This is a genomic window from Ruegeria sp. A5 (assembly GCF_056543005.1).
Window position 1 is genome coordinate 28,491 of the sequence record NZ_JBQGAV010000014.1, and the last position, 14,330, is coordinate 42,820.

At 55.4% G+C, this 14,330-nt stretch carries 12 protein-coding genes and 1 pseudogene; 3 read left to right on the plus strand and 10 right to left on the minus strand.

Annotation, left to right across the window (positions count from 1 at the left end):
* Window positions 1-68: 68 nt before the first annotated feature.
* The 6 genes from ACR0AY_RS20590 to dctP form a co-directional block, all read right to left on the minus strand.
* Window positions 69-476, minus strand: a complete 408-nt coding sequence (locus tag ACR0AY_RS20590; RefSeq protein ID WP_170423167.1) for a universal stress protein — start codon at window positions 474-476, stop codon at window positions 69-71.
* A 127-nt stretch (window positions 477-603) separates the two neighbouring features.
* Window positions 604-2,118 carry a malonate--CoA ligase gene (locus ACR0AY_RS20595; protein ID WP_170511626.1) on the minus strand — a complete coding sequence of 505 codons (1,515 nt, stop codon included), beginning with the start codon at window positions 2,116-2,118 and terminating at the stop codon, window positions 604-606.
* 5 nt (window positions 2,119-2,123) lie between these two features.
* Entirely contained in the window at window positions 2,124-3,380 is a 1,257-nt protein-coding gene (locus ACR0AY_RS20600; protein ID WP_170511628.1) for a malonyl-CoA decarboxylase, read from the minus strand.
* Window positions 3,377-4,693 carry a TRAP transporter large permease gene (locus ACR0AY_RS20605; RefSeq protein ID WP_170423173.1) on the minus strand — a complete coding sequence of 439 codons (1,317 nt, stop codon included), beginning with the start codon at window positions 4,691-4,693 and terminating at the stop codon, window positions 3,377-3,379. The genes ACR0AY_RS20600 and ACR0AY_RS20605 overlap by 4 nt, the downstream gene beginning before the upstream one ends.
* Window positions 4,694-4,698: 5 nt before the next feature.
* Window positions 4,699-5,241 carry a TRAP transporter small permease gene (locus ACR0AY_RS20610; protein WP_170423175.1) on the minus strand — a complete coding sequence of 181 codons (543 nt, stop codon included), beginning with the start codon at window positions 5,239-5,241 and terminating at the stop codon, window positions 4,699-4,701.
* Between the two features lie 101 nt (window positions 5,242-5,342).
* Window positions 5,343-6,329: a TRAP transporter substrate-binding protein DctP gene (gene dctP, locus ACR0AY_RS20615; protein ID WP_170511629.1), complete on the minus strand. Its 987-nt coding sequence runs from the start codon at window positions 6,327-6,329 to the stop codon at window positions 5,343-5,345.
* Between the two features lie 138 nt (window positions 6,330-6,467).
* Here dctP and ACR0AY_RS20620 point away from each other — a divergent pair, with 138 nt between their 5' ends.
* Window positions 6,468-7,124 (plus strand): GntR family transcriptional regulator, encoded by a 657-nt coding sequence (locus ACR0AY_RS20620; RefSeq protein ID WP_170511631.1) that lies wholly within the window; start codon window positions 6,468-6,470, stop codon window positions 7,122-7,124.
* 89 nt (window positions 7,125-7,213) lie between these two features.
* Here the strand turns inward: ACR0AY_RS20620 and ACR0AY_RS20625 are convergent, their stop codons facing one another.
* Window positions 7,214-7,393 (minus strand): hypothetical protein, encoded by a 180-nt coding sequence (locus tag ACR0AY_RS20625; protein WP_170511633.1) that lies wholly within the window; start codon window positions 7,391-7,393, stop codon window positions 7,214-7,216.
* A 510-nt stretch (window positions 7,394-7,903) separates the two neighbouring features.
* Between ACR0AY_RS20625 and ACR0AY_RS20630 the strand changes: the two are divergent.
* Together ACR0AY_RS20630 and ACR0AY_RS20635 are read left to right on the plus strand one after the other, a co-directional pair.
* Window positions 7,904-8,327 (plus strand): annotated as a pseudogene (locus ACR0AY_RS20630) (IS5/IS1182 family transposase); the annotation flags it as partial.
* Between the two features lie 198 nt (window positions 8,328-8,525).
* Window positions 8,526-10,505: a bifunctional 2',3'-cyclic-nucleotide 2'-phosphodiesterase/3'-nucleotidase gene (locus ACR0AY_RS20635; protein WP_170511637.1), complete on the plus strand. Its 1,980-nt coding sequence runs from the start codon at window positions 8,526-8,528 to the stop codon at window positions 10,503-10,505.
* An 89-nt stretch (window positions 10,506-10,594) separates the two neighbouring features.
* Here ACR0AY_RS20635 and ACR0AY_RS20640 read toward each other — a convergent pair whose 3' ends face one another.
* From ACR0AY_RS20640 to ACR0AY_RS20650, 3 genes are all read right to left on the minus strand, one after another.
* On the minus strand, window positions 10,595-11,743 hold the full coding sequence (locus ACR0AY_RS20640) for an amidohydrolase (protein ID WP_170511639.1): 1,149 nt from the start codon (window positions 11,741-11,743) through the stop codon (window positions 10,595-10,597).
* 108 nt (window positions 11,744-11,851) lie between these two features.
* Window positions 11,852-12,868, minus strand: a complete 1,017-nt coding sequence (locus tag ACR0AY_RS20645) for a GlxA family transcriptional regulator (RefSeq protein WP_170394570.1) — start codon at window positions 12,866-12,868, stop codon at window positions 11,852-11,854.
* 317 nt (window positions 12,869-13,185) lie between these two features.
* Window positions 13,186-14,181 carry a helix-turn-helix domain-containing protein gene (locus ACR0AY_RS20650; protein ID WP_170511641.1) on the minus strand — a complete coding sequence of 332 codons (996 nt, stop codon included), beginning with the start codon at window positions 14,179-14,181 and terminating at the stop codon, window positions 13,186-13,188.
* Between the last annotated feature and the right edge of the window lie 149 nt (window positions 14,182-14,330).

Genomic DNA, 14,330 nt, shown 5'->3' on the forward strand with positions numbered 1-14,330 from the left:
GCCATTTCAGATGTATTAGCGGTGTATGACTGTCGTGTGTGGGCGTTGCGTCTGGTCCGTAGACCAGACTATCGCACCACATGTACAGAACAGTTTGCATGCCTGACTACGCGTGCCGCTGTGGACCCCAGAAGATAATCCTGCAATCCAGGCTGGTGGCTTGCGATAACGATGCAGTCTGCATTGTTATTCGTTGCATAATCGAGAATTCCACGGCCCGACTGTCCTTCGACAATTTCAATTTTGGAGTCCGCTACCCCGTCGACTAGTGGGCCCAGTTTGTCAGTAACACTGGTCTTTGCGATATCCAGATGGTTTTCAGGAAGCAGGTCGCTTGTGTATTGCGGAAGGTGCTCAATGACATGCAATAGAGTGATATGACCACCATCCGAGCGGAGAGTTTGTGCGACATCCAGCGCTCTTTGCGCGTCGCGGTCGGTATCAAAGGAAACAGGGACTAGAATATTTCCATACATTTCTGATTCTCCAGCAGGTAGAAAAATTCAACAACCAGAGCAGGGAACAGGTCCGCCTGCCCTGGTTGTTGAAGTTAGGCCCGTAGCATTATCGAGAAGAGGGGCTACTGGGCCGGGGAGGGTCATCTTACGCTGCCACGAACATGTCTTTGTATTGGTCGCGCAGGATGTTCTTTTGAACTTTGCCCATGGTGTTGCGGGGCAGTTCGTCCAGCAGGATCAGTTTGCGTGGATGCTTGAACCGCGCCAAGCTACCGCGCACGGCCTCCATCATTGCATCCAGATCGGGGGTTTGGCCCGGCTCTGCAACGATCACGCCCAGAACAGTTTCGCCGAAATCGGGATGTGGAACGCCCACCACGGCGCTTTCCAGCACGCCGGACTGGTCATCCAGAACCAGCTCGATTTCTTTGGGATAGATGTTGTAACCGCCTGAAATAATAAGGTCTTTGTTGCGGCCAACAATATGAACATAGCCGTCTTCGTCGATCCGGCCCAAATCGCCAGTGATGAAGAACCCGTTCTCGCGCAGTTCGGCGGCAGTCTTCTCCGGCATCTGCCAGTAACCTTTGAACACGTTGGGCCCGCGTACCTCGATCTCGCCGATCTCGCCCTGAGCCAGCGCATTGCCGTCTGAATCACAGATCTGCAGCTCGACCCCAGGCAATGGAAAGCCCACCGTGCCTGCGCGGCGGTCACCGTCATAGGGGTTCGAGGTGTTCATGTTGGTTTCGGTCATGCCATAGCGTTCAAGGATGCGATGGCCAGTGCGTTCTGCGAACTGTACATGGGTTTCGGCCAGCAAGGGTGCCGAGCCTGAAACAAACAGGCGCATATGTGCGGCCAGATTCTTGGTGAAGCGGTCATCGTCCAGAAGGCGGGTGTAGAAGGTTGGCACACCCATCATGGTCGTGGCATTGGGCATCCGCCCGATGATCTCATCCAGATCGAACTTGGGCATAAAAACGATGCTGCTGCCTGCAGCCAGCGTGACATTGGTGGCCACGAATAGTCCGTGAGTGTGAAAGATCGGCAGCGCATGCAGCAGCACGTCGTCGGATGTGAAGCGCCATTCTTTGACCAGCGTCTGTGCATTCGACAACAGGTTGTTCTGGGTCAGCATCGCACCCTTCGATCGGCCTGTGGTCCCCGATGTATAGAGGAATGCGGCCAGATCGTCGTCATCACGGTCAACGGTGTCAAAGCTGGCAGGCATTGCTGCAGCCTGCTCCATCAGGCTGCCGCTGCCATCAGCGTTCAGGGTTTCCACCTTCGCGCCTAGCTGCGCACCAACCGGGGCGAGTTTCTCTTCGCTGCGGCTGTCACAAACGATCAGCGAGGCGCCACTGTTTTCGATGAAATAGGTCAATTCATCCACAGTGTAAGCGGTATTGAGCGGCAGGAATACAAGACCTGCCTGCGCACAGGCAGCATATAGCGCCAGCGCTTCGGGCGATTTCTCGATCTGCGCCGCAACCCGGTCGCCGGGATTCAGGCCCAGCTGCGTCGCCACATGGGCGATTTGTGCGGCGGTGCTCAGGAAGTCCTGATGGGTGATGGTCGTTCCGTCGAGCAACTGCAAAAAGGCTGTGTCTTTACCGGCATGTGCGCCGAACAAACCGTCATAGAGAGGATTGGCCATAAGGGTTACCTTTCCTGTGTCGTGGTGAGAGAGGCTGACGCGGCAAGCGATTTGGCCTCGGACGAGGCGATTACCTCGCGGGTGTTGGCGAACTGTTCGTGGTTCTGCGCTACGCGGCCAAGGTCATAAAGATAGTTGACCATGGTGCCACCGGACTGTGCCCGGCCCTTGTCCGAAACATCTGCGTCGGCATGAACCGCATGGACCAGCGCACCGTTGCCAAGATGGAACCGTGCCACCGGATCGAACGGCAGATCGCCCCGACCTTTGGCGTTCAACAGGTAATGTGCGGCCAGTGCTTTCATCTGATCAGGCTCTTCGATGTTCCAATCGATGCCTTCCTGCGACAACCATTTGGTCAGCCCCGGAATCGGCGAGAGCGTGACGAAGGTTTTCAGCCCCGCCAACTCAGCCGACAGGTCCGAGGCCACCTGTTTGATCAGCGAATTGCCGAAAGAGATGCTGGCCAACCCGGCCTGACAGTTGGAGATCGAGTAGAACACAGCCGTATCGGCCTGATCTTCGGGCAACGGATCGCGGTCTTCGGCTAGCAAGGCCTGTACGGAACCCGGAATACCGCTGTTCAGCGCCACTTCGACAAAGATCAGCGGCTCATCAGGCATCGAGGGATGAAAAAAGGCAAAGCAGCGCCGGTCAGTGGGTTCCAGCCTGCGGCGCAGGTCGTCCCAGCTGTCGATGGCATGGACCGCCTCATACGCAATGATCTTTTCCAGAATATGCGCCGGGCTTTCCCAGTTGATCGGGCGCAGCACCAGAAAGCCACGGTTGAACCAGCTGGCAAACAGGTGCCGGAAGTCCAGGTCAAGCGCCTGCAGTTCCGGTTCCTTGCCGCCCAGCCGCAGCAGATCAGCGCGCATCTGTACCAGTGCGCCGGTGGCACCGGGCACGCGGTTCAACCGGCGGATCATTTCCTGCCGGGCCGGTTCCACCGCAGCCGCAAAGGTGCGATAGGTCGCTTTCGAAGGGTTGCGCTCGTATTCGTCCAGTGACGAACGTACCGCCTCGGGATCGATATTCATGGCGGTGGCGAGATAGCGGAAGAACTCCAGCTTGTCGTCATCACTCAGCGTATCGAACCGGGTCAGGATTTCCTCGGCCAGCGCCAGCCCCGAAGTTTCCCCCGCTGACCCAACCAGCGCGTCGGCCAGTTCGGTCAGCGGTCGGCCATCCGGAGCCACCGCGCTGTCGCGGCGGTAACGACGCTCGAACACGGTGGATAGAAGATCCGCCAGCAGGGTCATACCGCTGCTCCCATCACCAGGTCAGGCAGCCATGTGGCCAGACCGGGGAACAGGCACAGCAGGACAATCGCGATCACCATGCAGGCCACGAAGGGGAGAGAGCCTGTCAGGATGGTCTTGAGCGAGATGTCGGGCGCAATGCCGTTGATCACATAGAGGTTCAGGCCGACAGGGGGCGAGATCAGGCCAATCTCCATGTTGATGGTCAGTACAACCGCAAACCAGATCGGATCGAAGCCAGCGGTGGTGATGATCGGCAGCAGGATCGGTGCCGCCATCAGGATCACAGCGACGGGCGGCAGGAAGAACCCGGCGATCAGCAGGAACACGTTGACCGCACCCATCAGAACCCAGCGGTTCACGTCCAGCGTACCGATCCATTCGGCAATCGCCTGTGTGATGAACAGCGAGCTGAGCATGTACGAGAACACACCGGCAGCGGCGATGATGAACAGGATCATCACGCTTTCCTTGGTGCTGTCGCGCAGCACGACCCAGATGTCCTTGGGGTTCCACAGCTTGTAGATGATCATCGCGATCAACAGGCAGAGCAGGGCACCGACAGCAGCCGTTTCCGACGGGGTGGCGATACCGCCATACATGGCGTAAAGCACACCCAGAATGATGCCGAGGAAGGGCAGCACGCGCGGCAGAATCTCGAACCGTTCGGCCCAGGTGTAGCTGCCCGAACCCAGACGGGTCGCGTCACCGGATTTCCAGGTCGAATACAGCGACCAGGCCATGAACAGACCCACCAGCATAAGGCCCGGGATCACACCGGCCAGAAACAGACGGCCAATCGAGGTTTCGGTGGCAATACCGTAAACGATCATGGTGACCGATGGCGGGATCAGGATTCCCAGAGTACCGCCTGCAGCGATCGAACCGGCGGCGACGCCGTCAGGATAGCCACGTTTGCGCATCTCAGGGATGCCCATCTTGCCGATGGCGGCACAGGTCGCGGGTGACGAACCGGACATAGCCGCAAATAGGGCACAGGCACCGAGGTTTGATACGACGAGACCGCCGGGAACACGGGTCAGCCAGCGTTCCAGCGCTTCGTACAAATCTGCTCCGGCTCTGGTAGAGGCGATTGAGGCCCCCATGATGATGAACATCGGTATAGATAGAAGGGCGAAGTTATCGAGTTTGCCGAACAGGATTTCCGGCATCAGTTCCAGCGAGCGCGGGCCGTCGAAGACGATCAGGAACCCAGCCGAGACGATCAGCAGGCCGATGGCCACGGACACGCCCGAGAAAAGAACAAGGATGGTGGCGATGGCGACAATAGCGCCGAGCAGAAGGGGATCCATCGGCTTTACTCCAGACCAAATGGTTTATCGATGCCAAGCAGGACGGCGACGAGATCGGCGATCAGTTGCAACAACAGCAGACCAAAGCCAACTGGGATGGCGAGGTAGGGGATCCACAGACGAACGCCCCAAACGGTGTCGGATTTCCATCCGCGCTCCCATGCGAAGTGCCAATATTCGTAGCCGTAGAACAGCATGACTGAGACGATGGCGATGGACAGAACCGAAGTCAGGATCGCCATGTAAAAGCGGGCTCGAGGTGCGAGCGAAATCGGGATCAGGTCAACATTCACGTGACCGCGCAGGCGCTGCACATAAGGCAGACCGACCAGGGTTGCGGCGATGACCAGATAAATGACCGCTTCGGTTTGCCAAATGGTCGATTGATTCAGCACGAAGCGCACGATGATCATCTGGCAGGTGATGGCGACAGCAGCGACGATCATGCCTGCGGAACACCATCCAGCCAGAGTTGAAAGTGCAGCGACAAAGCGAAGGAAGGGATTGTTCCCTGTGTGGGAAGCAACGGCAGAGCTATGACCGGCCATTTGCGCCTCCTGTGATTGAGATGCAATTAAGTCTGAAGATCAGAGAAGATCAGAACCAAGATCGGATGCCGAGCGGCGGTAGGCCGCCCGGCAAGATGGGGTCATTCGACTGCCAGAGCCTTGTCCAGCAGGTCCTGCCCATCAGGAACCTCTTCTACGAAGGCCTTGTAAGATGTTTCCATTGCCAGCGTACGCCATGCTTCGAAGTCTTCGGCGCTCATCTCCGCAATCTCAACACCGGCGTCGGCAAAAACTTTCGCCGAGTTGGCGTCCTGTTTCTTGGCCTCTTCCAAATAGAAGGCCTGTGCCTTTTTCGATGCAGCCAGCAATGCGGCTTGCTGATCTTCGTTCAGTCCGTCGAAGGTGGATTTGTTCATCAGCAGCGGCTGATACATGAACCACAGCGCCACATCGCCGGCTGGGGTATAGCAGGCAACCTGCTCGTAGATGCGGTAGCTGACAAAGGACGAGGACGACGTGTTGGCCGCCTGCAAAACGCCGGTTTGCATGGCGTTATATATTTCTGACGACGCCATTGATGCGATCGAGGCATCAGCGCCGGCCAGCATCTGCTCAAAAGATTTACCTGCCGCGCGGGTCTGCAGGCCTGCGACATCCTCAGGGTTCGTGATGCACTTGTCTTTACCGGCGAAGCCACCGGCCAGATAGCCATGCACCAGCACCATCACGTCGTCCTGAGCCATTTTCTCTTCCAACGCCTCCATGAAGGGCGAGTCGGCCAGACGGGCAGCGTGATCGTGGTTTTTCACCAAACCCGGCATCAGCGTCAGATTATAGGCAGGCTGCTGACCGCCGGCGTAGGACAGCGGCAGTATGGTCATGTCCAATTGACCGCGGCTGAGCGGCTTGTACTGCTCGCGCGGCTTGAACAGCGATTTCGAGCCGAAAATCTTGATTTCCAGATCAACGTCCGCCGCCGCAACCTCGTCTGCAACAATCTGTGCTACTTGATGGCGAATGTCCTTGTTCGACCACTGATGTGACAGGCGCAGTTCCTCCGCTGACCCTAATGTACCAGCGGATGCAAGCGCCAACGCAGCGACGGCCGTTTTGAACACTGATTTCATTTTTTCCTCCCGTTTTCAGTCCCGGATGCGCCGGGGATGAATAGAAGCATAGGGCAGCAATGTTTTTTTAGTCAAGGTTTTTGTATACAAGATTTGATTTCTTGAGTTCTCGCCTAATCACAAGTAAAACAGAAACCTATGGACCAACGACTTGCAGATACCATCGCTCAGGATTTGGAAGAGCTGATTTTTGACGGGACATTTTCGGACGGTGACCGTCTAGATGAGGTCAAACTGGCTGAGCAGTTCGGGGTCTCACGAACGCCACTTAGGGAAGCATTCCAGAGACTTGCCTTGTCGGGGTTGGTCGATCTGATAGCGCGGCGGGGCGCTTTTGTCCGACAGCCCGGCCCGGTGGAACTGATGGAGATGTTCGAGGTCATGGCCGAGCTTGAAGCCGTTTGCGGTCGACTTGCGGCGTTACGTATTTCCGATGAAGCTTTGCTTGAACTGACCGAAGCTAACAGCAAATGCCAACTGGCCGTGGATGCGGGCAATCCCGATGCGTACTACCTGGAAAACGAGCGGTTCCATCGAATCATCTATCAACAGTCCGGCAATGCATTCTTAGAGCAAGAAACTTCCAAGCTGCACAGAAGGCTCAAACCATTCCGTCGACAGCAGCTTCGGTTCCGTGGTCGTATGGCCCAGTCCATGGCCGAACACGAAGAAATTGTCACAGCCCTGAAAAAAGGCGTACCGGAAGAAACAGCGAATGCGCTGCGTGACCATGTCGCCGTACAGGGTGAGAAGTTTCGCAACCTTATGGCTTCACTAAAGAGCGCAGCTGAGTAGCAGTTGCCGTTAATACACGCGGAATTTCATTGTGAGCGCGACTGGGCTGGTCAGCTAACGTGGATGCCAGTGCGCCTTTGAAACAGATCTCAAGTATAATCGAGCCAAATTTCGAACCCCATGTAGGTGAAGATGATGACCGTAAGATAGACCATCCCGGCTACAAACGAAGGAATGATGGTCGGTAGGATGATTTCATTGGTGAAGCCACATTGAATGCTCCCAAGGATACCGCAGACCAGCAGCAGGATCATTATGGCGGATTTCATCACCCAGCCAACATTTAGAATCCAAAGTATCTTTTAGATAATCTGTATAGTGATCAGTATCATGAACCAACCCAACACGATGGCAATGATCGTAACGCCTCCAGGGCAGAGCTTGAAACCCTGAATTCGCACCATAACGAGGCCAAACAGATAGAAAACCGCTGAAACCTGAAGCGCACGAGTGGCTCGATAAAGCCAAGAGTACCGCGCGCTTATCCCATCGCCGAATGCCCGCTGCACCTAGTCGATCAGCCCGCCTTCATCCGGATAAGTGGTGCCCAATTCGGTTTTGATCACCCGTGCGGAACAAACAAATATTGGTGAAGATGATGAGCCGCCAGACCAGCAATGAGGGTCATATGACTACTGACGCGGCAACGATAACGAGCACCAGAATCGAACTGACGGCGATGAATACAGCTCTGAATATGTTTACTTTGGGCGGGCCGGACACGGGAATGTTCTGAAAGAAAATTGATGTAAGCAAGTTGCAAGTGTTTGTTAATTTTTGAAAACGGCGCAGGGGGGCGTCTGATTGGTCGAGCCAAGCGCGGCACGAACACCAAGTCACACGCCATCTGCGATAGCCAGAGGCGTTCGCTTAACCTGATTGTCACCGCCGGACAGGTCAGCGTCGGCATTGGCGCATGCGCGATGCTTGGCGACCTTCTAAATGTCGAATGATTGCCCAGGGAACGCGGCCACGATGCCGACCGGTTCCGGGAAGCATTGCAAGACAAGGGGATACGTGCCTGCAATGCAGGCTGAACGCAAAGCAAGACCCCGGTCAAATATGACAAGCGTCGGTACAGACGGCAAAACCGCGTCGAGATCATGTCCGGCAGGCTCAAGGGTCTAATGCGCGTTGCGACGCGCTTTGACCGCTGTCTGTCTCTCAGCCATCGCTCTCGCGGGAACCGCCATCCATCGGTTGGAAGGCCTGACGATGCGGGCAGTTCACTGCAATCGCCTTTGGTGCGTAAAGTGGCTTGGACTGTGCAATTCAATACAATAGGCTTTTAGGATCCTACCCCCAAGTTCGACATGTTTGATGCAAAGATCTTCACTGTCATACCCTTGTTGTGAAAAGCATCCAGAACACGCGTCGATCCACAAACCTGAGAGGTGCCTTATGTCCTATTCCAATCGTAGTTTGATTTCGCGCCGTCAGTTTCTTGCCACTACGACCGCCAGCGCTGCTGCCATCACCTTGCATCCCTTTTCGGCGGCGGCGGCCAACAATCAGGCGCATCTGAGGATCATGGAAACCACTGACATCCATGTTCACGTGTTCCCATACGATTACTATGCGGACAAACCGCGCGATACTGTCGGGCTGTCGCGGACCGCTTCGATCATCAATGAGATTCGTTCCGAGGCGACAAATTCGCTGCTCGTCGATAATGGAGATTTTCTGCAAGGCAATCCGATGGGCGATTACATCGCCTATGAGCGTGGCATGAAAGAAGGCGACAGCCATCCGATCATCACTGCCTTCAATACTGTTGGTTATGACGCTGCCACTTTGGGCAATCACGAGTTCAACTATGGCCTAGATTTCCTTGAAAAAGCGCTTGCTGGTGCAGAATTCCCCGTGGTTCTGGCCAATGTTGCAAAAGAGACTGGGGCGTCCCCCCGCGATGATACGACTCTGGTGAAGCCCTATGCCATCCTTGAGCGTGAGATTGAAATGGGGGATGGCAGCAAGCATCCGATCAAGGTTGGTGTCATCGGATTTACTCCGCCTCAGATCATGAACTGGGATCGCAAGCATCTGGAAGGCAACGTGCAGGCGCGTGACATTGTCGAAACTGCGCAGGCTTACGTCCCCGAGATGCAAGAGCAGGGTTGCGACCTGGTCATCGCCCTGTCGCATTCCGGCATTGGGGATGCGGATCACGCTGATGGAATGGAAAATGCTTCAGTCGTTTTGGCAGGGGTCGATGGCATCGACGCGCTGGTGACCGGGCACAATCACCTCGTATTCCCGTCCGCTACCTTTGCTGATCGTCCCGGCATTGATGTCGACAAGGGGACCTTGATGGGCAAACCGGCGGTGATGGGCGGCTTCTGGGGGTCGCATCTTGGCCTGCTGGACCTGCTGCTTGAGCGCGACGGAAACGAATGGCGCGTGGTGACGACCACGTCTGAAGCGCGCCCGATTTCAAAGCGCAACGAAGATCGTTCGATCACGGCACTTGTTGGCGACGATCAGAAGGTGCTGGACTCGGTCGCGAAAGATCACGACGAAACACTGGCCTATGTACGCCGCGCGGTCGGCAAGACTTCGGCTCCGCTGCACAGCTACTTCGCGTTAGTTGCGGATGACCCATCGGTGCAAATTGTCTCGATCGCGCAGAAATGGTACGTCGAAGAGATGATGAAGGGCACCGAACATGAGGGTCTGCCCATTCTATCGGCTGCAGCGCCGTTCAAGGCCGGGGGTCGCGGCGGCCCGGACTATTACACAGATGTTCCGGTGGGCGATGTTGCGATCAAAAACGTGGCTGATCTTTACCTGTATCCCAATACCGTGCGCGCGGTGCGGGTGAACGGTGCACAGGTTCGGGGTTGGTTGGAACGCTCGGCGGGTATGTTCAACCAGATCGAGGCGGGATCCGAGGATGCGATTTTGCTAAACCCGGACTTCCCGTCTTACAATTTCGACGTGATGGACGGTGTGACCTACCAGATCGACTTATCGCAACCGTCGCGCTTTGGACCCAAGGGGGAAGAGATCAACCCGGATGCAGCCCGTATCGTAGATTTGGCCTTCAACGGTGAGGCGGTCACGGATGACATGGAGTTCATCATTGCCACCAACAACTATCGTGCTTCGGGCGGCGGCTCTTTCCCGGGCGCAATGGGTGATACCGTCGTGTTCGAAGCCCCTGACACCAACCGCGACGTGATCGTGCGGTATATCGTCGAGCAAGGAACAATCGATCCCAAGGCCGATGCAAACTGGTCGTTTGCGCCGCTTTCTGACACCACCGTGTTGTTTGAAACTGGTCCAAAGGCGCGCGACTACATGGGCGAAGTCAAAGGCGTCACCATCGAGGACGCCGGTGAAGGCGCTGATGGGTTTGCGGCATTCCGCATCAGGCTCTAGCAAGGGTAAGGTCCAAATTATAGTGTGAGCGGCCGTCTTAGATCATTCATCTGACGGCCGTTCGAAGGTGCTATGTCGCTGGGCCCCGTTCAGTCTTCATCTTGAAGCGGAAGCCTATCGCGCACGAGATTTGCCCAGTATTCCGCGCCGATCGGCAGTAACGCATCGTTGAAGTCGTAGTCGTTCGAATGCAGCGGTTGACCGTTGGAGCCGGATTCACCGTTGCCCAATAGGATAAAGCAGCCGGGTACGGCTTTGCAAAAATGCGCGAAATCCTCTGAAAAGCTCATCGGTTGACGATTGGGAAGTGTGTCCAGCCCGGATAGCTGCGCGACGCGGATGGCAGCCTCGGTCGGGATCGGTGCGTTGACTGTTTCGATGAATTCGGTTTTGAAATCCACTTGGACTTCGACGCCATGCGCGGATGCGATGCCATGCGCAATCTTGCGCATGTGTTCTTCAATCATATTTCGATCTTCAGGGCTGCGAGCCCGCGCATCACCCTTTAGCGTTGCAGTTCCAGGTAGAACGTTGCGCTGCCCGTCGGTCAGAAACTCGGTCACTGACACAACCGCCCCGGCGCCCGGGGCCAGCTTGCGCGCGACAATTGTCTGAAGCGCCAGAACGATTTCTGACCCAACGGTTAGCGCATCACGTCCAGACTGCGGCATGGATGCATGGCCGCCTTGTCCATTGATCGTAATTTCGAAAAGGCTTTCTGATGTGCATATTAAACCGGTTCGGGTCGACATCTGCCCGACGGGTGCCCCAGGCAGGTTATGTATGGCGTAGACTTCTTCGATTGGAAATCGCGTCAAGACATTCTCGTCCAGCATTGCTTTAGCCCCAAGGCCAAGCTCTTCATTCGGTTGAAACAGGAACACCACCGTGCCGCTGAAACCGGGATCCGAGGACAAAGTCTTTGCTGCGCCCAACAGCATCGTCATGTGACCATCATGGCCACAGGCGTGCATAATGCCGGGATTTTGCGACACGTAATCATGATCGCTGGCTTCCTGAATGGGTAGCGCGTCCATATCTGCGCGTAATCCGATCGCGCGGTTGCCTTGACCGGCCCTGAGGATACCCACTACGCCCACGCCTTCATGAACTTCAAGCCCGTATTGACGCAGCAGCGCCGCAACTTTGGCTTTGGTTTTCGTTTCATTGAAGCCCAATTCGGGGTGTCTGTGGAATGACCGCCTAAGTTGGCGCAGTTCGGTTTGGTTCAATTCCATGGCGGTTAATGTTCCCAGATTACAGGTGCTATCCGAGCGGGGCGAACTCAGACTCTAGCCCTGATTGGTAGAGTACGATGGCAGACGGGTCCACCGGCACGGCATCTCTCAATCGTTCTGTCCCGACCAGCCCCGCCTGAATGAAGTCGGCGCTGCGCCGTATCGTTTCTTGAACCGAACTGTCAGTTGGGTCGCGCTGCCAAAACCCGTGGCGGCCGCAATTTCAGCAACGGTCATTTCTGTTTCGCTTAGCAACGCGTAGGCGCGCGCCACACGCAACTCGATGTAGAATTGTACCGGGGAAACCTCGACATACTTTTGAAACAGCCGCTCCAACTGTCGGCGAGAAATCTGAACGATCTTGGCGATCTCAGAGATATCCAGAGGCTCTTCCAGATTCTCATGCATGATCTGGATGGCGTTGATCAGGTATTGGTTCCGACTGCCCAACGCGACAGAAAACGCGGATTTCTGGAGCGTTTTCTGATTGTTGGATCGTGAGTGGATGCACATGTCCGAGACGATGATGGCCAGATCCTTTCCGAAGTCGGTTTCAATCATGTCCAGTACCATGTCGGTTGCCGCGTTACCTCCACCGCAGGTCATCAGATCATTGTCAATCTCATACAGGTTAGCCGATGGTGTCAGGTGTTCGAAGTGTTCAACAAAGGCGGGTTGGTTTTCCCAATGCAGTGTGAACCTCTTGCCGGTCAGCATGCCTGCCTTGGCCAGCGTAAATGCGCCGGTACAAATTCCACCAAGCTTGCAGCCAAACGCTTTCTGACGGCTGATCCACGAAAGGATCGTTGAATTAATGCTTTCCGATGGTTCGATCCCTGAACACACAAACAATCTGGATGATCGCGGTAAATTATGCAGAGCCAAGTCAGCTGCTATTTCGACTCCATTGGAGCATCGAACAGGGTTCCCATCCTCAGAGATCAGAAACCACTTGTAGAGCTCTTTGTTGGTGACCTGATTGGCGATCCTCAGCGGTTCAACCGCTGCGCTAAAGGCAAGCATGGTGAGTTTCGGCAGCAACAGAAAATAGATCTCGTTGGATGATCCGTCATAATCGATGTCGAACGTCGCGGCCCCTTTCGGAACGAAATTCCTAGGTTTCATGCTCTCTTTTCCCAGTGCGGACCTGGATGGATAACCGGCCCGTACAATATCGTATCGATCGAAACACCAGCGTATCAACTTCGCAGATCTCAAGCGAGAGGTTCTACGACAACAATTGGCCAGCGCGTAGCTGCGAGCTTGTCTGAAAGACGGCAACTGAGGATTTAGCCGGGCCAATATTTGGGCCGGTGGCAAAGCATTGTTAACTGGACTAACAATCGTATCTGTCGTCAACCTCATGAATGGTGAATGCCAAAAGTTCAGGCCCAGTGTGATATCAACCGCATTCGACTGCGCTGTCGATTCACACGAACAAGCTAAACAGCATGAGTTTTGCCTGCAAATCGCCGATTTCGTACACTTTCGGGCGATGCATCATAGTGATCCCGGAACGCACGCACCAATGCACTTGTGGAAGAAAAGCCCGTAGCGGTCGCCACTTCAAGATAGGTCATCTCGGTAAATTGAAGCAGACCATAGGCCCGTTCTAGGCGAAGTTCCCGATACGTCGTCAGCAGTTTTACACCCGTTCTGTCCAGAAACCGCCGCTGTAACTGGCGCGTTGATGCACCAAGCGCCATCGCAAGTTCCGGTATCCTAAGCGGATCCTCCAGATTGTTCTGCATCTTTTCAACAACCTGTCGCACCATTGGGTCGGCTTTTGAACGTCTGATCAATCGAGCTGCCAGTTGGCTTGCGCATGTAGTTTGCCTGTCGGCCAACCCGATATAGCTGCGTACTGACTCGGCCAGATGCTCGCCGTGATCAAAGGCAACAAAATCGGACAACAAACGCAACGTGCCCAATCTGGTTGATGCGCTATGGGTGCGGCTATCTGAGGACCAATATGTACCCGAACCGACGTCGATCAGGCCAACCTCTTGCGCTGCGGCAGAAAAATTGGGGTGAACCGATGCAATCCGCTTGGTAGCGCGACTAGTCTGGGCGAGAAGAAACGCTGCACCGCCAACGAGAATTGATCGGTAGGACAGGTTCAATACTTGGGCGATCCAGGTTTTGTCCGACGGTGTCAGAGGCCAGCTTTTGTAGATGTCCCCCCAGAAAATCGCGGTTCGCCCGGCCCAGTGCAAGGGTCCGCCCGCCGCGCCGTCGGCAATGGTGCGGATATTTGTAATGTATGTATGGCCTTCGTTCAGTTCATTCAGGGCACGATAGAAATCAACCAGCATATCTGCCGATGCTTCCGCTTCGGCCTCGCAAAGAATGATCTCGATATAATGATCTCGTTTAGGTCTTGCCAACGTGGTTTCGGTCAAATGCGCATGGTCATTTGCAGGGACATAATGCTTCATTTCTCCTCCACCTTCTTTAGCGCTTCGGCCGCGAGCAATCGTTCCCGAACTCGGATTGAAACCCCCGCCAGTTGGCGGGGGTTTATTGATTGAGGTTTACTCTGCTGCGTCCATGTATTCGGTCATTGGAGGGCATGTGCAGATGAGGT

What these genes read in the sequence shown, in the direction of transcription:
- ACR0AY_RS20645 (WP_170394570.1), bottom strand. Translation starts at nt 12,868, where the DNA reads ATGAAACCTAGGAATTTCGTTCCGAAAGGGGCCGCGACGTTCGACATC.
- ACR0AY_RS20605 (WP_170423173.1), bottom strand. Translation starts at nt 4,693, where the DNA reads ATGGATCCCCTTCTGCTCGGCGCTATTGTCGCCATCGCCACCATCCTT.
- ACR0AY_RS20620 (WP_170511631.1), top strand. Translation starts at nt 6,468, where the DNA reads ATGGACCAACGACTTGCAGATACCATCGCTCAGGATTTGGAAGAGCTG.
- ACR0AY_RS20600 (WP_170511628.1), bottom strand. Translation starts at nt 3,380, where the DNA reads ATGACCCTGCTGGCGGATCTTCTATCCACCGTGTTCGAGCGTCGTTAC.
- ACR0AY_RS20590 (WP_170423167.1), bottom strand. Translation starts at nt 476, where the DNA reads ATGTATGGAAATATTCTAGTCCCTGTTTCCTTTGATACCGACCGCGAC.
- ACR0AY_RS20595 (WP_170511626.1), bottom strand. Translation starts at nt 2,118, where the DNA reads ATGGCCAATCCTCTCTATGACGGTTTGTTCGGCGCACATGCCGGTAAA.
- ACR0AY_RS20625 (WP_170511633.1), bottom strand. Translation starts at nt 7,393, where the DNA reads ATGAAATCCGCCATAATGATCCTGCTGCTGGTCTGCGGTATCCTTGGG.
- dctP (WP_170511629.1), bottom strand. Translation starts at nt 6,329, where the DNA reads ATGAAATCAGTGTTCAAAACGGCCGTCGCTGCGTTGGCGCTTGCATCC.
- ACR0AY_RS20610 (WP_170423175.1), bottom strand. Translation starts at nt 5,241, where the DNA reads ATGGCCGGTCATAGCTCTGCCGTTGCTTCCCACACAGGGAACAATCCC.
- ACR0AY_RS20635 (WP_170511637.1), top strand. Translation starts at nt 8,526, where the DNA reads ATGTCCTATTCCAATCGTAGTTTGATTTCGCGCCGTCAGTTTCTTGCC.
- ACR0AY_RS20650 (WP_170511641.1), bottom strand. Translation starts at nt 14,181, where the DNA reads ATGAAGCATTATGTCCCTGCAAATGACCATGCGCATTTGACCGAAACC.
- ACR0AY_RS20640 (WP_170511639.1), bottom strand. Translation starts at nt 11,743, where the DNA reads ATGGAATTGAACCAAACCGAACTGCGCCAACTTAGGCGGTCATTCCAC.